The 19,307-nt window shown below is 39.5% G+C and carries 19 protein-coding genes; 11 read left to right on the forward strand and 8 right to left on the reverse strand.

Annotated features, from left to right (window positions below; translation table 11 throughout):
• Positions 1–71: 71 nt before the first annotated feature.
• From DD649_RS09540 to DD649_RS09560, 5 genes are all read right to left on the reverse strand, one after another.
• Positions 72–467, reverse strand: coding sequence for a DoxX family protein (locus tag DD649_RS09540; protein WP_294106610.1), 396 nt, complete (start codon positions 465–467; stop codon positions 72–74).
• A 242-nt stretch (positions 468–709) separates the two neighbouring features.
• Positions 710–1,009 carry a YqjK-like family protein gene (locus tag DD649_RS09545; RefSeq protein WP_294106612.1) on the reverse strand — a complete coding sequence of 100 codons (300 nt, stop codon included), beginning with the start codon at positions 1,007–1,009 and terminating at the stop codon, positions 710–712.
• The gene (locus DD649_RS09550) at positions 996–1,412 is read right to left on the reverse strand and encodes a phage holin family protein (RefSeq protein WP_294106614.1); all 417 of its coding nucleotides are present in this window, start codon (positions 1,410–1,412) and stop codon (positions 996–998) included. Before DD649_RS09550 ends, DD649_RS09545 begins: the two co-directional genes overlap by 14 nt.
• A 12-nt stretch (positions 1,413–1,424) precedes the next feature.
• Positions 1,425–1,730: a YqjD family protein gene (locus DD649_RS09555; RefSeq protein ID WP_294106616.1), complete on the reverse strand. Its 306-nt coding sequence runs from the start codon at positions 1,728–1,730 to the stop codon at positions 1,425–1,427.
• A 256-nt stretch (positions 1,731–1,986) separates the two neighbouring features.
• On the reverse strand, positions 1,987–2,655 hold the full coding sequence (locus DD649_RS09560) for a DedA family protein (RefSeq protein ID WP_294106619.1): 669 nt from the start codon (positions 2,653–2,655) through the stop codon (positions 1,987–1,989).
• Between the two features lie 616 nt (positions 2,656–3,271).
• On the opposite strand from DD649_RS09560, the gene DD649_RS09565 reads away from it, so the two are divergent.
• Positions 3,272–4,231, forward strand: coding sequence for a TerC family protein (locus DD649_RS09565; protein WP_294106621.1), 960 nt, complete (start codon positions 3,272–3,274; stop codon positions 4,229–4,231).
• Between the two features lie 465 nt (positions 4,232–4,696).
• Positions 4,697–5,950, forward strand: a complete 1,254-nt coding sequence (sstT, locus tag DD649_RS09570) for a serine/threonine transporter SstT (protein ID WP_294106623.1) — start codon at positions 4,697–4,699, stop codon at positions 5,948–5,950.
• A 114-nt stretch (positions 5,951–6,064) separates the two neighbouring features.
• Here sstT and DD649_RS09575 read toward each other — a convergent pair whose 3' ends face one another.
• The 3 genes from DD649_RS09575 to DD649_RS09585 form a co-directional block, all read right to left on the reverse strand.
• Positions 6,065–6,514 (reverse strand): GNAT family N-acetyltransferase, encoded by a 450-nt coding sequence (locus DD649_RS09575; protein WP_294106625.1) that lies wholly within the window; start codon positions 6,512–6,514, stop codon positions 6,065–6,067.
• 65 nt (positions 6,515–6,579) lie between these two features.
• A complete protein-coding gene (locus DD649_RS09580; RefSeq protein WP_294106627.1) occupies positions 6,580–7,293 on the reverse strand; it encodes a GNAT family N-acetyltransferase in 714 nt (237 codons plus the stop codon).
• Positions 7,286–8,368 carry a serine hydrolase domain-containing protein gene (locus DD649_RS09585; RefSeq protein ID WP_294106629.1) on the reverse strand — a complete coding sequence of 361 codons (1,083 nt, stop codon included), beginning with the start codon at positions 8,366–8,368 and terminating at the stop codon, positions 7,286–7,288. The genes DD649_RS09580 and DD649_RS09585 overlap by 8 nt, the downstream gene beginning before the upstream one ends.
• A 1,421-nt stretch (positions 8,369–9,789) precedes the next feature.
• Here DD649_RS09585 and DD649_RS09590 point away from each other — a divergent pair.
• From DD649_RS09590 to DD649_RS09630, 9 genes are all read left to right on the forward strand, one after another.
• The gene (locus DD649_RS09590) at positions 9,790–10,143 is read left to right on the forward strand and encodes a helix-turn-helix transcriptional regulator (protein WP_294106631.1); all 354 of its coding nucleotides are present in this window, start codon (positions 9,790–9,792) and stop codon (positions 10,141–10,143) included.
• Between the two features lie 372 nt (positions 10,144–10,515).
• Positions 10,516–11,235 carry a molecular chaperone gene (locus DD649_RS09595; RefSeq protein ID WP_294106632.1) on the forward strand — a complete coding sequence of 240 codons (720 nt, stop codon included), beginning with the start codon at positions 10,516–10,518 and terminating at the stop codon, positions 11,233–11,235.
• A gap of 67 nt (positions 11,236–11,302) precedes the next feature.
• Positions 11,303–13,873 carry a fimbria/pilus outer membrane usher protein gene (locus tag DD649_RS09600; RefSeq protein ID WP_294106634.1) on the forward strand — a complete coding sequence of 857 codons (2,571 nt, stop codon included), beginning with the start codon at positions 11,303–11,305 and terminating at the stop codon, positions 13,871–13,873.
• Positions 13,864–15,039 (forward strand): hypothetical protein, encoded by a 1,176-nt coding sequence (locus DD649_RS09605; protein WP_294106636.1) that lies wholly within the window; start codon positions 13,864–13,866, stop codon positions 15,037–15,039. The genes DD649_RS09600 and DD649_RS09605 overlap by 10 nt, the downstream gene beginning before the upstream one ends.
• Before the next feature lie 10 nt (positions 15,040–15,049).
• Complete coding sequence (locus DD649_RS09610) at positions 15,050–15,940, forward strand: hypothetical protein (RefSeq protein WP_294106638.1); 891 nt, start codon at positions 15,050–15,052, stop codon at positions 15,938–15,940.
• An 86-nt stretch (positions 15,941–16,026) separates the two neighbouring features.
• Positions 16,027–16,776 (forward strand): hypothetical protein, encoded by a 750-nt coding sequence (locus tag DD649_RS09615; RefSeq protein WP_294106640.1) that lies wholly within the window; start codon positions 16,027–16,029, stop codon positions 16,774–16,776.
• A gap of 76 nt (positions 16,777–16,852) precedes the next feature.
• Positions 16,853–17,245 carry a hypothetical protein gene (locus DD649_RS09620; protein WP_294106642.1) on the forward strand — a complete coding sequence of 131 codons (393 nt, stop codon included), beginning with the start codon at positions 16,853–16,855 and terminating at the stop codon, positions 17,243–17,245.
• Between the two features lie 23 nt (positions 17,246–17,268).
• A complete protein-coding gene (locus DD649_RS09625; protein ID WP_294106644.1) occupies positions 17,269–18,219 on the forward strand; it encodes a hypothetical protein in 951 nt (316 codons plus the stop codon).
• Between the two features lie 195 nt (positions 18,220–18,414).
• Entirely contained in the window at positions 18,415–19,134 is a 720-nt protein-coding gene (locus DD649_RS09630) for a hypothetical protein (protein WP_294106645.1), read from the forward strand.
• Positions 19,135–19,307: the final 173 nt, after the last annotated feature.

A 19,307-nucleotide genomic window follows, 5' to 3' on the forward strand; every position in this document is an offset into this window, starting at 1 on the left:
CCGAGGGAGGTGTGAATAAAAACAAATGAATACAAATCAATAAGGTAATTATGAGGGTACTGATTCTTTGGTTACCATTTCTTACCAAGTAAGAAATCGAGACTAAATTTACCTGGGCCTGTCACTGCTAATAACAGATAACCGCCCGCGATAGTAAAGTTTTTCATGAACATGGTACTGTTTGCGCCCACACTAAAATCTGCGTGGAATAATAAAGCAGTCAACACCGTGAAACCGGCAGTGAACAGAGCCGTTGTACGGGTTAATAAACCTAAAAGAACGGCAATACCACCACCGAGTTCAAGCAAAATAGTGAGCGGCAGTAAAAAGCCAGGCACGCCCATCGCTTGCATATAAGCTTGTGTGCCTGCATAGGCATCACCTAATTTACCGTAACCTGCCACAATAAACAGAATTGGCATCATAATACGAGCAAGTAATATCGCACTACTTTCTAAATTTTTCATCGAAACTCTCCAGACAAAACAAGTTTTAAATATAAGTTAATTGCGATATAAGTCGCGTTATACGGTAATTTTCAGCACAAAAAGGTGAGAATTATTTGATGAAGCTATAATAGCGAATGGGTTATTCAATAAAAAGCAAAGGTTATTAACAATGAAGTACAAAAAAATTGAATGAGATGAGACGTAAAAAAAGCCTTTTTTAAAAGGCTTTTTATAACTAATTGAATTAAAACGATTAAATTTTATTTATTACTTGCTTTTATAGCACCTTGTACTGTTCTGACAAGGCTCCATGTTGCGATTGCTTTTTTTCCTAATGAAAAAAATTGTTTTGGGCGTTTGAGGGTATAAATAGAAATAAGCCCAGTGACAGCAATAAATATAGGCTTAAAGGTGACTATCGTTTGCCAAGCGCGATCATAAGGAGCGGTAGCCTGTAACCAATCACGCGAACTTATCGCTAGGTCAAGTCGCTGTTGCTCTATTTCCTTCACTAATCGTTGCTTTCTTTGTGCTAATAACTGATTTTTACTTTTGCTCATCATCTGCTCCTGTTAATGCCTTGGAGTCATGACTTAGTTGTTCACGTGTGGAGCCTAGTAGCGTTGATTGCTTGGCTTTTTTTAGCGTCCATATGGCAAAAATAATAGCGAGTAGAATGAGGCTACCCGTGGTAATAGCGAGAGCTTGATAACGGTAAATGGGGTCAACAGACCAGAAAATAAGGCCAATAAGGCACATTAGACCAAATGCCGTAAAAAGAAGAGTGATCCCAACCAATAACATTAATTGGATAAGGTTAACTTTTTCTTCTTCTAATTCGACAGCGATGAGCTGAATGCGAGTTTCGACCATTTTAACGCCGATACTCGCAATTCTTTGTAGTGAGTCAAGGACCCCTTTACCGGGGCCCTGACGTTGCGGTTGTTGTTCCGTTTGTTTCATAACAATTCGTTATTAACGTTTAGCGAGAAGAACGCCAAGAACAACACCGACTGCTGCACCAATACCAATACCCGTCCATGGATTTTCACGGACATAGTTATCAGCACGGCCCGCAATCTCTTTCGTCTGTTCAGTGATGCGTTCGCTCGCTTGGCTAAGCTTTGCTCTTGATGAATAGAGCGCATCCTGTGCTTTGGATTTTAGGCTTTCAATTTCTTCTTTCGATTTGTTTCCAGTGTCGTTTAACATTGCTTCGAGAGAGTCGGCCAGCGATCTTAGTTCAACGCGTAGATCTTCAGATGAATGATTTGATGACATATTAGAACCTCCTATCAATAGAAAAAATATCTTAACTCCATTAACAATAGTCATTTTTTTGCTAAGTGCAATGGGGTATATCCTGATTTCATGTTTAAAATCTAAAAAAATAAAAAAATTTACAATTAGAAAATAAAGTATGTAATCAAATAGTTAAATATAGGGAGTGGGAGAAGTGATAGTAGGCTAAATAAGACAAGGTAAAAGTATGTAAAATAAAGGTGTGGGAGCGTTAAAATCGGCCCCCACAAGAGAATTAGCCAGCTTTCTTACCGGAAAGTTTTTTCTTAACCACAACAGCAATACTGCCGACAAGGCCAATAATCAACAGTCCAACAGGGATCAACATCAGTACATTCATTATGCGATGTTCATATTGTAAGAAAATTGGACTTTTGCCGAATCCATAACCGATTGCGGTTAAAATCAATACCCATAATAAGCCACTGAGCCAGTTGAATATTTGAAAACGACCATTTTTCAATCCTGCGAGGCCAGCAATAGTTGGCAGCAAGGTTCTAACGAACGCTAAAAAACGACCTATTAGGAGAGCGGCAAGACCATGGCGGTGGAATAAACTATAGGCGCGCTGGTGGTAGTGTTCGGGGAGGTGTGAGAGCCAACCTTTAACCAATTTTGTATTTCCAAGCCATCGCCCCTGTATATAACCGACCCAACAGCCTAAACTTGCGCCTGCGGTTAATATTACAATAGTTAGCGGGTAGCTCAACGTACCTTTAGCAATCAAAACACCAACTAAAATCAATAAGCTATCTCCGGGTAAAAATGCGGCCGGAAGAACTCCATTTTCAAGAAAGAGAATAGAGAACAGCATAAAATAAATAGCCCATACTAAAGACGGGTTAGATAGAGTGACATAATCTTGGTGCCAAAGGGCAAAAAAAAGTTCTTTAACTAATTCCATTAATGTTTCCTAAACGGCAATAACAGCAACAAACTTGTTGTTGGGCAGGGAGAAATGGATTAAGTGGATACCTGAGTGAAACTCGCGTTTCCGCAGGCTGTTAGTTTTAAAGCACGCCCACTTTAACAAAACAGAAAATAACTAAACAGTAAATTTTAAGCTTATTTTTAGTATTCATTTAAGTTTCGGGTGTTTTTTACAATTTCTCTCTCTTTTTTGGTTAAACGTAAAGTACCTAAAAAATACGTTTAGAGCTATAGTTTGTCCGAAAAAGTCGGAAAAAATCACTTAATTTGCTATTTATCGATCCAAATATTTTTTGAATTGTTACTTTGTACTTATTGCATTTTAAGACTATTTACATTATCTTCACTGGCAGCAAAGGGGAGTAACTTCTTTCTTGTCGGTTTATCGTCATTACGGTGCACACATTGCGCCCGGTAGCCGAGCACCACATTCTAACCATCAGGTTATTTGTGTTGTAAGTGAGACCTTGCCAGAAGGCGAGGTTTGCACATTGTTTACAACCAAAAGATAACTTCTTGAGGTTAAAGCATTTTAAGCGGCTGATGTCTTCTGGATATCAGCCGTTTTTTTTGTATTAAAGGGAAAGGAAATGAACTCTGTAGGTAACCCAATATTATGGGGTAGTTTTGCGGTCATTATTTTAGCTATGCTGCTTGTTGATCTTTTTTGGCAAGGAAAGCATAAAGGTCAAGCGATGTCGATGAAACAGGCAGCTAGCTGGAGTATTGTCTGGGTTACGTTATCGCTTATTTTTGCGGGTGGTTTGTGGTGGTATTTCAATGACACTGTTGGTCGTGAGTTTGCAGATAGCCAAACCATGGCTTTCCTCACCGGTTATTTATTAGAAAAAGCATTGGCAGTTGATAACGTATTTGTTTGGTTAATGCTCTTTAGTTATTTTGCTATTCCTGCGACTTTACAACGACGTGTACTGGTTTACGGTGTGTTAGGTGCGATTGTCCTGCGTACTATTATGATTTTTGCAGGCAGTTGGTTGGTCATGCAATTTAGTTGGATTTTATATATCTTCGGGCTATTTTTACTCTTTACTGGGCTTAAAATGGCGTTTTCAAAAGAAGATGATTCACCCATTAATGACAAGCCGTTAGTCCGATGGGTTCGTTCACACTTGCGTATGACTGACGAACTTCATGGTGAAAAGTTTTTTATTAAACAAAACGGCGTATTAATTGCGACGCCATTAATTTTAGTTTTGATATTGGTTGAAATCAGTGATGTTATTTTTGCTGTAGACAGCATACCGGCTATTTTTGCCGTCACAACTGATCCATTCATTGTTTTAACCTCTAACTTATTTGCCATTTTAGGTTTACGTGCAATGTACTTCTTGCTGGCTGGCGTTGCAGAGAAATTCACGATGTTGAAGTATGGTTTAGCGGTAATTTTAAGCTTTATCGGTGTGAAAATGTTGTTGATGGATATTTATCATATTCCAACGGCAATCTCTTTAGGCACGATTGCTGCAATTTTAGTACTGACATTGGTTATCAATACCATTGTGAATAAACGCAACGAATCTAATCGTTAATAAAATTGTTTTTAAGATTAAGCACCCTAACGGTAACGTAGGGTGCTTTTTTTGTTTTAACTCGCTGAAAAATATCATTCATTTTCTATTACGTCATTCTACTATAAGAAACAAAACTCTATTGCGATCACAGTTGTGTAAAATATTTGTTAAACAAATTAAATCATTGTGTATATTTTGGATAATAGCCTTTTCAGGCGATTATTATTCCTTATACTGGCGCAGAGGCAGTTGATGTTTCATGCTTATTTTTGTAACGATTTATTCGCTATGGAAAGCCATAAATCTAATGAATAATGAATTTATATCCATTAAAGCAATGCTTACTCAGCTCTTCTGAGTCAATAAGCATTACTGTACGGATTAATTGAAATGTGTTGAATTCAAACAAAAATTGACCATGAATATTAACTTCTTAGCAAACACATCTAATTCATAATAAAAGATAAATAATATAGGTCTACTATGGAAACAAACAAAGCAGGGTTATGGCGAGTAATTACTCATGGCAGTTTGGTTAAACAAATTCTTGTTGCCCTTATTGCTGGTATGTTACTGGCATGGTTGTGGCCATCAGCGGCTAAGAACGTTGCGCTGTTGGGCGATTTATTTGTAAGTGCATTAAAAGCTGTTGCACCAATATTAGTTTGGGTATTAGTGATGTCTTCAATTGCTAATCACCGACAAGGTCAAAAAACGAATATTCGTCCAATTTTAGTGCTTTATATTTTAGGTACTTTTTTTGCGGCTGTTGTGGCGGTTATTGGCTCATTCCTTTTCCCATCGAGCTTAGTGTTAGCGGTTGGTGATACACAGTTAAATCCCCCAGGAAATATTGCTGAGGTATTGAAAGGATTATTAGTCAATGTGTTTGCTAACCCCGTTGATGCACTAATTAAAGGTAACTATATTGGGATTTTGGCATGGGCAGTTGGGCTTGGTATTGCTTTACGTCATGCAAATGAAACGACTAAGAACGTGATCCATGACTTATCGAACGCAGTTACGCAATTGGTTCGCGTTGTGATAAGGCTTGCCCCTTTAGGTATTTTTGGTCTCGTTTCTTCTACAATAGCGATAACCGGTTTTGAAACCTTAAAAGGTTACTTCCACGTTCTTGCTGTTCTCATTGGTTGTATGTTGGTAGTAGCATTCATTGTTAACCCGCTGATTGTCTATTGGAAAATGAGACGCAACCCGTTCCCATTAGTATTTGCTTGTTTACGTGAAAGTGGTGTGACAGCATTCTTTACTCGAAGCTCTGCGGCTAATATTCCTGTAAATATGGGCATGTGTCGCCGTATGAATTTGCATGAAGATACTTATTCTGTCTCTATTCCGCTTGGCGCAACCATTAATATGGCGGGTGCAGCGGTGACCATTACTGTGCTGACATTGGCTGCCGTAAATACTCTTAATATTCCTGTTGATATCCCAACTGCATTGTTATTAAGTGTAGTCGCTGCGGTTTGTGCTTGTGGCGCGTCGGGTGTAGCGGGTGGGTCATTACTGCTTATTCCATTGGCGTGTAATATGTTTGGAATTTCCAACGAAATTGCCATGCAAGTAGTCGCAGTAGGTGTAATGATTGGCGTACTGCAAGATTCAGCAGAAACAGCGCTGAATTCATCAACGGATGTCTTATTCACTGCGGCAGTCTGTTTGGCGGAAGATGAGCGTTTGGCTGATTCAGAAGCCCAGTTATCTCATCGTGATTAATATTGCTAATTGATATTACAAATAAATATCTTGAATTAATAAACCCGCCTTTAAAAGCGGGTTTTGTGTAATTTATGGGTACTCTCATCATTTTCAATAGGGGTTTATATTGAGCTATAAAACTAAATGATAAATATTTTCGGTATCCACAATTTTTCCTGTGAATTCAAAACCAAATGACTGATATAAATTTTTTGCTACTATATTTTTTTCATCAAGCCCTAGTGTGACTGATTTAATTCCTTCTGAACTAAAAAAATTTAGTATCGCATTAAATGATTTTTTCCCTAAACCTCTTCCAATAAATTTATAATCAAGCATATATCTACAAAGCATAACTTCTTTTAGATTGTTAATATCTGTTTTATACATAAAAAAGCCGATTAAAGTATCGTTATAATATAATGACTTAGGGTGAAAGTTTGGGAAGTAACTCGCTTCTGCAATTGATGTTGCATTACAACAGATATAGTCTTCTAGTACAGTGGCAACGCCATCTGAATTAGATGTTAATTCACACACATCAAACAAATTGCCTTGGTTGATGCCATTTATATTAATCATATAATTACTATTCTTAATAGAGTCGTTGATTCGTTTCAATGAAATATTCAATGTTTGTTGTTTTTTTAGTCGTTGGTCCGAAGAATTACATCCCATTTAATATAAGACATTAAATTTAAAGAATTTGCTAATGCTAAGGATGCATTATTATCTAACTGACATCTATACTGTGGCTGGTACCCTTTTTCTAATGCTATCTGACAAATCGCGAGTACTAATTCGCGAGCATAGCCTTTTCCACGTTGCTCAGATAAGGTTAAAACACCTAAGTCAGCGATACTTGCCTCTTCATCCCAAGGATACATACTTGCGACTGCTACTAATTGCCCATTAGAAAATAGACCATAGACCAGCCAATGTTCAAGCTCGACAGAAGCGCCGTCTAAGTCTTCTTCACTGGAGGCTTCACAAAAAGATTGAAATATTTTTGTATCAGCATCTGTTAATGCACGAATGTAATAGGGAACTTTTTTGAGTCGTAGTGCTGATAGTGCCTCTTGGCTAAAATAAAAAAACTGATCTGCTCCATACCATCGGTCAGCTAGGTGTTTTCGCAATGGTTCTGCGGTTTCTTGGGTTAACTCTGTGTTAATAGATAATTCAGCGTATAACTGCGGGTGTAATGAAAGCCAATACTTATTTTGATCTTGAATCGCCACAGCTAAATAATCTTCATCTAAATGAGGGTTCACATACACAGCAAAATCATGTTGATTTAAATAACATTTACCGGAAATTTTCTCTTTTAGCCAATATGTAGCCACATTATTATTAATCATTGTGGATATAGAGTTCCTTATATTGAGTCAAAATTATGTCGGTAATATCATAAGCGATCTTTTGTGTATCTAAATTTTCAATATTACCTAAGACGGCAACACTCAAGCCTAAGGAAGGTATGCGTAAAAAATAGGTAGCATAGCCAGCCCATCCCCCTGAATGTTCAAAATGTGAGATACCGAAGTGTTGTGAGATAATGATTCCATAGGCATATTGCTCGTGGTTTTTAATGGTTTTGCCTGTGATATGTTTAGGGGGTAATGCTTGAAGCATCTTTTCGACAAGCGCTTTACCACCAACTTTTCCACTGGCAAAGTTTTCACCCCATTTCATTAAATCTGAGGCAGTAGAATGAACTGCACCATCACCCGTTTGAGTCCATAAGCTCTCATATAATTGATAGCTGAATTTACTATCTTTACGATAACCTCGAGCAATCATAGTTTGAACTGGATACGATTCTACGATGAAGGAGTTATCCATTTTTAAAGGGCTAAATATGTGTTCTTGGGCAAAATCTTTATAGCTTTGGCCACTGACTCGTTCAATAATAATGGACAATAAAAAATAGCCAGTATTGCTATAATCAAACTGAGTCCCTACTTGATAAAGGGGAACGGGGTAGGCAACTAAATCAGCTAAACTCTCTTCTGGCCCTAACGGATCTGAATAATCAATCTGCTTGGCTAAGGCTAATTCTATATAATCGACCATTCCACCAATATGATAAATTAAGTCTTGAATGGTAATATCATTAGCATATTCAGGAAGTTCGGGTAAATATTTTGTGATTGGGTCGTGTAAAGCAAGCTTGTTACCTTGTTCTAACAGCAAGATAGAGAAAGCGGTGAATTGCTTTGATATAGAAGCTAGATTAAAAATACTATCAATTGTTAGTCTTTTTTTCTCTTCAAGATCAGCGAATCCAAGACTACCTGAATAAGATTCTCCCTGATCAAATTTTGCCATATAAGTAAAACCCGGCCCATCTGTTATAAGTTGTTGTTCCCATTCAGAAAATTTTTGCTTTGTATCGTTATATTTCATATGCCCTATATTTGAATCAATATTCAATTTATTTTTCCTCATTATTTCATTCTCAAAAGCATCGGACATAATAAATTAAGAGAATCGACAATCTAAATTAGAGGCAACACAAATCATTTTGTACTATCTTCAAAATCTACTCGAACGATTAAATCCGCTACAGGCTGCAATGATACAACTTCAAGTTAACTTTAAGTCAAGTTGAAAATGTAGAAACAGATGAGGTTTCATATTATTGGCTCTATTCATCATATAGGCACTGCACTAATCGAAGCTTTAGTTTTCAAGTTAATGCCTTCGTAGGTACAGATTCTTCATTGATGCAGCCAATGACTACTTTGCTATCAGACTAGTAGCATCCACTTTGTGTTCAAGGTTAATAGTAACTTTGAATATTTCTAGTTGGTGGCAAAAATAACGGATGGTTTCGTGGAATTTTTCTTTGCCTAGAGTTGATTTTGTTACAACGGTTTATGTGTGTGTTACAACGTTGCTTGGCTATATAGCATGATAGAAGCACTTTTGATGGCTACAGATATACTTTATTTTATTGTTTCAATTAGCTAAGCAATTGGTTTTCGAATTCATCGAATAAGATTGTTGAGTTTGAGATGTTAATGCTTATGAGTAATGTAAAAAGAAAGGTAACTGGGCTTATGAAGATAAAAAATCATAAACTGCAATGTAATATGACTTTATTCTTAATGATTTATTACATTATACAATGGTGTTAATCGTTAATTATCAGAATTTCTATCATATGGTTTTTTATGTCAATCTTCATTTAAATGAAAGCTTGGATAGGAAAATATAGTTTATTTTTACTCAATTTAATGATGAAGGGATCTTCTATTTGAATTTTTTTATGTTCTTTAATTTTAATGTGTTTTTTTGAGATTATTCTTATGCTATATAATCATGTTTTTTTTTGTTATTTATTCGTTTGAGATCACATTTATTTATTCTAAACTCGGTTTTTATATTGAATTATTTTAACTTTACATCAGCGTTTTTTCATTTAATTTACATTATTAATGTAATAATTAAACGATTTTTCTTTTATTTTGGTTTTTTTTATTAATTTTAAAGTATAAAAAAATAACCTTATTTTATTTATCCAAAGATATTAGAGTAAAATATTTAGAATAAAAATTTGTGGCTATCCTTTTACTGCTAATCAATATTAATAACACTGCATTATTGCAGCATAAAGCATTAGTTTTAACTCATTTAATGAGTAATTCGTATCTGATTGTAATTTAAGGAATAATTCAAATATACGCTTATTTGGTGTGTTTTTGATCGTAATTAACGATCAGTTGACAATTTTTGATAGGTTTAATCTATCAAGAATGACTTATTATGATGCAATAAACGATTTTACTAACAAGACACCAAAAGCTAAATTGTGCTTCAAGGAATAATCCTTAACTTAAATAGAGGTGAATATGAAAAAGGCCACCTTATTAAATTCAAGTGACCATGATTTTGACAGTATGGTAGGAGATTACCTTAGGGCAACACGTGTTAATAAAGGGTTAACAGGAAAGGAGTTAGGAACTGTGATGCATATGAGCCAACAACAAATCTCACGTTATGAGCGTGGAAGAAATAAAGTATCGTTGGATTTTATTTTTAATTATGTCACGGTTTTAGGTTTACCAATGTCGCATTTTTTTAATTATATTGACGTTAAGTTACAGTCGTCAGAAATACAGTCAGCTATTGACAATAAATATTGCACTTCATTTAATCCTTTTGAAGCTTATTTGGCTGATATTGAATACTTAAGTATTCGGTAATGAATCTGAGTTACTTATTATATGAATAATAGGCTATTTTAAAAGTCCACATAAAAAATATAGAGTTTTATTTGTTTTTTACATTATTGATGATAAGTATTTTTACGTTATGGCACAGTTTTTACTTTGATATAAATAGTTCATATTTTAAATGAATATATAAAACATGCTCAATTATTTTTATCGGAGTAAAGGAAAGAGCATATGCTCAATGTGCTTATTGTCGTTAACACGGGTTTCCATATTTATTCGATTTTAATAAACAGAATGAAATGTAACTTTGCGGATTTTATTGCGACGGTATCGCCTATTTCCTTGGCCGTACTTACATTTTATTTTTGGCGATATTAGACAAAAGAGAGAACACTCATCATGCACAGGATTTTCGGGTTTTTATTACTGATATTGTCTGCATCCGTATTAGCGGAAGGCAGTATCTCACAAGGCGGTATTTATTTAGGTACAACCCGAGTAGTGTTTAATTCGAATGAGAAAGCTGCTGTATTTACTGCGAATAATTCGTCTGCAACAGATACATGGTTAATTCGTTCTTGGGCTTCACCGTATGAAAAAACGGGCAAAGAAGTGACAGAAGATGATGCAGTGGAAAGCTTTGTTATCACGCCACCCTTGTACCGTCTAGATCCAAATTCATCTGTGCAATTACGAGTGAATCGGGCGGGGGGAGCATTACCTGAAGACCGAGAGTCAGTTTTTTATATCAATGTTCTAGCAATACCGCCAAAGCCGAAAGATGCCAAAGGCAGTGTTATTCAATTCGCACTGAATACGCAAATTAAATTATTTTACCGACCGCAGTCTCTAAGTGATGAGCGTGCGTTGGTGGAAGCATATGGTGGTGTGAATGTTAAATTGAATGGCAATACCCTAATGCTGAGTAACCCATCGCCGTACTACTTGACACTGACCAATATTATTTTAAATGACACAACCACCCTGACTCCTGCAGATCCAATGATACCGCCATTTGGCAGTATTGCGGTTGAGTCAACGGTAAAGAGTGGCACTGTCTCTTATCAAACTATCAATGATTTTGGTGGTAAGACAAACAAGGTTAGTAAAGCCTTTTAATGATGGTGGGCTAGTTGCTTTGATGTGGTAAGCCCCTGAACTCTGAACACAACCTAAGAGAATAATAATGAAATGGCGAATTTTAATCCATCAGGGAAAGATAAGCTTATCGTGTGCATTGGCGTTTGGGGGATTTATTGTTCAGGGTGTTGCAGAAGAGGCATTAGATTTTGACATTGGTTTTTTACAGTTCTCAGACAAAGCTGAATCAACATCTTTCAATTTAGATTATTTTGCCAAATCTGGCGGAATGTTTCCAGGCGAATACGATGTCACCGTATATGTCAATGATAAGAAAGTTGACCAACGTCCAGTAAGTTTTGTCGCTAGCGAAAGAGATCCAGGTGTATTACAAGCGGTTATTACTCCGCAATTACTGGAGGCGTGGGGCATTGAGTCAGATAAAACTCTGCATGCTTTACCTGTTGAAACAGTACCTACTGCTCAAGACAAGGGCGCTAGGGGTACAGAAGATGAAATGGGCCTTCGAGGAGGAATATCCGAATGGGTTCCTGAATCTAAAGAGGTTTTTAATTATCAAGATGGTTCATTAAAAATCACCGTTCCACAGGCTTACATTACGCCACCAGGATGGCTTCGCACACCGCCATCAACATGGGAACAGGGGGTTCCTGCGTTAATGGTTAACTACGATTATTCTGGTTCTAGCATGAACAATAACTCGGATGGAACTTATCGTTTTGATTTTTTAAATTTGAGTGGTTTGTTGAATATTATGGGGTGGCGAGTTCGGAATGATATGAATTATGCCACCAGTTCAACAGGGCATTCTAAATGGAACGTACTAAATACGTATTTGCAACACGATTATAGTTTTTGGCAAGGCGGGCAACTTACGGTGGGACAGACGTCTACCGACGGTAATATTCTAGAAAGCATCCCATTCGAAGGGGTGATGTTGCAGTCTGATGACTCTATGTTAAATCCGGATTTAGGCGGCTTTGCTCCAGTCGTTAGTGGTATTGCGAATAGTAATGCGGTGGTATCGGTGTATCAAGGGAATTCGTTGATATTTCAACAAAATGTCCCACCAGGGCCTTTTGAATTCAAAGACTTAACTCGTAACTATAACGGGGATATGGATATTGAGATCCGAGAGTCGGACGGTACCATTCGCCGCTATACCCAAGCCAGTGCACAAGTACCGATTTTGGTGCGTCAAGGTCGAACATATTACAACTTAGCGACGGGGCGTTACCACGTGGAAAGTCTGAATAGTAACAGTATGAGTAAGGACTTTGCGCTAGGGTCGTTAGCTTGGGGAGCAACGAATAGTACGACGCTCTATAGTGGCAGTATTTTGAGTAAAGATTATGCAACATTGTCTTTAGGTGTAGGGCAATACCTGCCAGTTATTGGAGCAATATCGGCGGATGTAATCTATTCCGATGCACGTTTTCCTGGGAATTACGGTACCAAGAGGGGACAAGCATACCGATTATCCTATTCACGAGCTTTTGACGAGACATCAGTTAACTTGATGGCATACCGCTATGCAACCAGTGATTATTACACTTTCAGTGAAGCATTGAGGGTTGACCCTCGAGTTTTTACTGCGGGGGATGAGGATAATCGAAAACATCAACGCTCTCGCCTTCAAATGTCACTCTCTCAAGGTTTAGGCGATTATGGGTCTGCATCTTTATCGGGTAGCCGGGACGATTACTGGAACCAGTCCGGTTACAGTGAAAATTGGTCAGTAAGTTACAGTAAAAGTATTAATCAAGTGTCTATTTCTCTCGCTGGTGGCATCAATCGTTCCCCTGGTAGCGGTACAGATAAAACGTTTTCATTGACGATGTCTACCTCCTTTGGGGATTGGTTAGGCTCAAGTAACACATCAGTGAATTACGCAATGTATGGCTATAACAATCGTGTACAACACAACGTGGGGCTGAACGGTAGTTTCTTTGATGACAGCCGCTTAAATTATTCAGTATCAGAAGGGTGGGATAACCAGGATCAAGGTGCAAATACCAATACGAGCCTGGGGTATAACGCCGCTTATGGAAACATGAATGTAGGTTATGGTCGCCAACGTGATGCATGGCAGACCAATTACGGTATCAGTGGGGGAGTGATTGTGCATCCTGACGGTGTGACATTATCACAACCATTATCATTTGAAAGTGCCATGGCATTAGTGGAAATTCCGGGAGCATCAGGTGTGGGTATGTCTCACGGTAATATTCAAACTGATTGGTTTGGGAATGCCGTTGTACCGAATCTTATCCCCTACGCTCGTAACGAAGTGTCCATTAATGTGGCGAGTTTACCTGAGAACGTGGAAATTCGTAATAACAATGCAGTGCTTATTCCTTCGAAAGGCGCACTAGTAAAAGTGCCATTTGATGCTGAAGTGGGCCGTCGCGTGTTATTGAAATTATTACATCAGGGGAAGCCGTTACCATTTGGTACGGTTGTGACTGTGAATACCAAAGGAACTACTCGTACTGGGATTGTTGCTGAGAAAGGCAAAGTGTACTTGTCGGGTCTTGCTAACAGTGGCGTCTTACAGGCCAAGTGGGGCAAGTATGATGACGAGGGGTGTGAAGGGGAATTCACATTACCGGAAGAAGACGGAACATTTACGGAGGAGACGGTGCAATGTCAATAGTGAATTCATTACTTAAATCTACACCGAAAATATCGCGTTTACTGTTGACATTATTGATGACAAGCACGGCATCCATGGCGATATCAACAGTCAGTCTAGCAGACACTATTAATCGTAATTTTACTGTGTCCTTTGGTACACAGACGATTAGTGCTCCGGTACGAGTGAGCAGTGTTCATCCTATTGTCTCGAAGATGGTGAGTTTACCTGCGGTTAACTGTGGTTCATGCCGAGGCAATATCAATGACTACACCTATAGCGTGGAGTGGGTTTCTGACCAAGCTTATTTGGATGTTGAACGTACAAATTTGATAGCCAGTAATGGTGGTGGCGGTTCACAAGTCTGGGTATTTCGTCCATCAGCTTACACTACGGGAGCGGTGCGTAATATTGAAACTATGATACGCCATAAAGGCAGTATAGGGGGAACAAACTGCGATCCCTTGAGCTTATCGAATGATTTTTACCAGTGCAAGCTGACGAATAAAAACGGTAATGCATTTCCTGCAATAGAGCTGGAGGTGGGGTTACTGATTATCGGAAATGATGTTCAGCCGGGTGATATTTCTACGCTTGATCGTGAGTTATTGAGCCGCGTGGTGACCTTTAAAAAAGGTGATGTCGAAATTGCTAAATATAAAGACGTAGTGAAAGTGATGGGAAATACCACGTTGGCATCTTGCAATGTTAACTCAGGATCTTTGATATTTAATTTACCTGCGCGCAGCATCAATGTAGTGGGAGATCACAACCTGTATGACGTGAAGAGCCAGGCACCTTCTGATGCGGTTCGACGTGAGCTGCGACTGACTTGTGTGGGAAATACTGAGCTGAATATTCAATTCACGCCAATGACAGGTACAACCGATGGCGACAAAATTTTACAAGCCAAAAAATCTGATGGTACGAATAGTTCAGTAGGCTTCCAGTTGTGGTTTAACTCGAGTGAGTGGCCGGGAACAGGGAATGACAAATTGGTGAAATGGGATAGCCAAGTGACGAGTCTGTTGCCACAAGCTACGTTGTCTACGCCAAGACCAGCATCCGCCCCAGATATTATTGTGAACTTTAAGGCGAGCTACGCTATTAAGCCAGGAACTAATCTGAGTGCGAGCGATGCTGGAGCCATTGTGGCTAAGGGCATGTATACCCTTAGCTACCAATAAGGGGAGGAGTATGACGATGATATCGGCTGGTATACGGAAGTTATTTTCTTGGGTTTCAGTATGTGTGATAGGCAGTTTTCCGCAAAGCCAAGCGACAGATTTAGGGGGCGTATCCTACCAAAGCGGCGATATGGTGATGAAGGGGTATTTATATGTGCCTTCGTGCCAATTAAACACAATGACAATGAATGGTAGTGCGGTAACCGCCAACGGCGGAGGTTACAAGATGGAGTTCACTGAGATATCAGGGGTTCGTTGGGCGAAAGCAGCTAGTAATGAAGTCATGCAAGCGGAGCGTGTGAATTTGGTGATTGAGAACTGCTCGCTGTCTCAACTTAATATTAATTTGATGGCAGATAACATCTCAACAACGGGTGCGGAAAGTGGTTATGCAGGGCTTATGACATATCTAGGTGATATGGCTGCACCAGTAGTGCCAGGAGCACCGGTATCGCCATGGCAAACTGAAGAAAATACCAGCAGCCAATCATGGTTGTATTACACCGTTGGACTTAGTGATGCCCGAGTGAATGGTGAAGAAACTTCGTATTTGCCGTTGAAAAAACTATCGACAGGTATGCAGTGCAACACGGCAAATTATTGTGTTGTGAAGCTGGATGGGACGTCATATAGCTTCAGTAATGAATGGAAACAGAAGCATGTATTGGATGCTAGTCAGGTTTGGCATGGTGAATGGACACCAGCGGAATCAACATTGGATGAGTTAATCAATACGGCAGAGACAGAAAGTGGGTATTTGCCCTCTAATTTTGTTTCGAAGGCTTCGATAATATTGCCGCTCACTGTGCGATTGCATCATGGAGACAGTACGGCAAATAAGGACAATGTTCCACTTGGTGATTATAAATCAAAGCTGACTATCACAGTGAGTATTGATTAGGTTAGCGAGTCGAGCAGTGGTAGATCCCCGATCGTATTGATATGAGAGGGAAATGGTTGTTTTTTATTTCTTTAAAGGAAATGTATATGAAAAATGTAAAATTAAGTTTGATTGCAATGGCACTAGCCGGTCTATCTACTCACGCATTAGCAGTTGCTCCGGCACCAGGTTCAACAGCGAAAGCACAAATTGATTTAGAAGTAGTTCCGACAAAAGTTACGTGCGAAATGAATATTTCAAACGGAACGACGGCAGGTAATTTCTTCCGTTGGACACCTGGTCTAGCGGTAGGCGCTGCGGGCTCGGTAATCACTGATAATTCGACTTCATTAAAACGCTCTATGAATATCGATTTTACCAACCCAACAGTACCGGGTGGTCCAGAAGCTGTAGTGGCTTGTGACACGGCTGGTAATGGGTTAGATCTGTTATTTACAGCACATGCTACAGATACAGCCGCATTAACTACACCATACCAAGGGAAAATCGAGCGTATAGATGGCACGCGTTGGTTCAACTATGCAGTTGCAGTGAATAAAACTGCCTTTACAGCCGCAGTAGAAGCCGCATCAGGTGCAGGTAAAGCAACAGTAGCTTACCCAACATCAGCAGGCTTAATCGGCGATTCTGATGCGATAGATTTACAAGGTACTGCGGGTGATATCAAGATTTCTAAGGCAGCAGGTAACGTAGATCCAGATTTCAAATTGGGCCAATACCCAATTGAAATTTATTTACAATCATCTTATACGAATGCCAGCTTCCCTGAAGTGGCGGCAACTGCGGCAGACAACATATATAGAGGTAATTTCACTATCCAGGCTACCTATCAGTAAACCTGAGAACCAGAAGAGGGGGGGAGAGCTCCCTCTTTTTGATTATTTTAGGACACTCGCTTGGTAGGGGCTGGATATGCGAATAAGACTATTACGTTCGGCTGCGGTTTGGTTAGTACCGTCAGCGGTGTTTATTACCACACTGTCGGTGCCTATTTATGCTATACCACCGGCTCCTCACCAAAATACGATAAGAGTCGGTGTTTCAGTACTCCCGACGGTAGCAACCTACCCGACGACTTTACGCCCAGGCTCTGCTGTTGTTATCAACATCATGCCCTTTTATATCATTCAAATGGGGTCTAGTTGGCAGAGCGTAGTAGATGCATATCTTATATTTCCAGATCGTGCTCGTATTGGGATGACCAGAGTCGCAGGTACAGAGGTACATAGCCTGCCTACAATATTCCATATTGGTACCGATTGTTCCGATGCTTCTACTCGTGTTTGTACGGTAACTTACAACTAACTTTAAAATAGGAGATATCTACAATGTACTTTTCTCCCTGTAAACCATTGACTGGGGTTTGTATCGCGACGTCATTGGCATTCTATGGTATTCCCAACGGGGCAGGTGCTGTTGGAATGGATGTTTCTGCTCGTATTGTGGAGTCAACGTGTAGCATTAATGTATCTTCGGGTACAAGCGGTGCTGTTGATCTGGGTGATTGGAACTACGTCGCAGCGGGAGGTGTGTGGCAATTACTGCCAGTCGGCAGCGGTGTAGGCACCGGAACCGCGAACAGTATGATCACTGTGGATCCCAGTTGTGGAGCCAGTGGTATGGCAGGATTAATGATAAGATTCCCTGGTACAGGCGCACCAAGGTCTGTGCAAATGGAAAGTGCAGTAGGGATGACGGAGGCTAGTGGACCGGTATTTGTATTAACATCTGAGGACGGTCAGTCAACATTTCCTGTCTGGGCGGCTATCTCAGCAAAATCGGTGCACTCAGAGGGCTCTTCAGGTTTATATGGAATGTTGTGTAGCGTAAGTACAAAGATGAATGGGGTTTCTGCTAATTCTAAGTTACGTTGGATCAATTCGGACGGTGGGTGGATGTTTGGCGTCGTAGTGAATGGCTATACTTATGTTGCTACCGGCCAAGGTGGGATTTCTAATGGAGACTGGTGGAAGTTCACTCCAACATCGAAGAGCTCATTTGTCACCGGTTTTGATGAACAAGGAAAATCTTTGGCATCATATCCAAATGTATCTGGATATACACTAGCAATGGGGCAAGCATTCGGGTGCCGGTCTGGTGCATTTGGCCAGAATACAATGGCTATTAAACCAGTGAGTGGCCAATTGGCACGAAATACAAGTTATAACCTCCGGTTCTCGGGGCCGCGAAGCATTCCCACTGATGCTTGGCCAACTCCTCCACCAGCACCCGGCACACAGTATCGGGGGGTTGTAACGTTGACTATGACCTATCTGTAGGCTGTATTGGTGAGGCTAGCGTATTCGAGAGCGATGATTAAGTCTGAGTTCCGGACTGATAATAATTGTATTGTGATGGCGTGTAAAAAACGAATATAACCTGTTGAATTACAAAAAATAAACTTCAGTGTTATGCATTTATATATCAATCCGAGATAGACAAATTAACGTACTATAATCGTGAGTGGGGGGAGCATGAGTAATAATCGAAGGGCAAAACATCCCATTATTATTGCGGGGGGAGGATTACTGATAATTGCTTGTTCATTTCCTGCGCAAAGCACACAGGTGAGTGCTCGTATTAAAGCGGTGACTTGTGTGATGTCGTTGTCGCTAGATTCTAGGGGGACTGATATTTCGTGGAATGTGGGGATAACGACACGCCCGAATAATACTGTCTCTGTTGCTGGAAGCGCTGGAATATTGAAGAGAAAAGTAGTGTTAGGGTTCAGCGACCCCGGTTTTGTGCAGATTGACCCTATAACAGGGAAAAATTTTGATTGTACTAAAGCTACTGGTGGAATGCGTTTTCTATTTGAAGCTAAAGATAAACCAGATGTTGGCGATTTTCGAGCAGGCACTATTCCGGATGTGAACACAGGAGCTCGTTATTTTGAGTATTTTGTGACATATAATGCCAGTGAGCTCAAAGCCGCCACTGGAGGTGTTTCAACAACCCTTGCATTGCCTTTTTCTGCTGGACAATTCAGAGGTGAAGACGTGATGCCTTTAACCGGAAATCCGCTGACGGATGCATTAAAGCTCAATTTCACCGGGGGGGAGGGAACGTTAGGGAAATACCCTTTTTATGTATGGTTAGTGAATGATTATCAAAATCCAGTCACCGCTCCGACGATTCAAACACCGATTAATAAGTACACAAGTAGTATAACAATTACCGCGACATATTTATAATATGTGATGTTACTAAAATAATTGTCAAGGCTATATTACAGAAGGATGTAAAGGCGGATTTCTTGAATAATACGCATCTATACAGACTCATTTATTATTCTGTTTTGTGAACATTACTGCGTTAATTTATAGTGGACTAGATTTAATTATGGTTGATAGCATGATTGCTTCTA

Origin of the sequence: Providencia sp., assembly GCF_003533305.1 — a bacterium.
Classification (GTDB): domain Bacteria; phylum Pseudomonadota; class Gammaproteobacteria; order Enterobacterales; family Enterobacteriaceae; genus Providencia.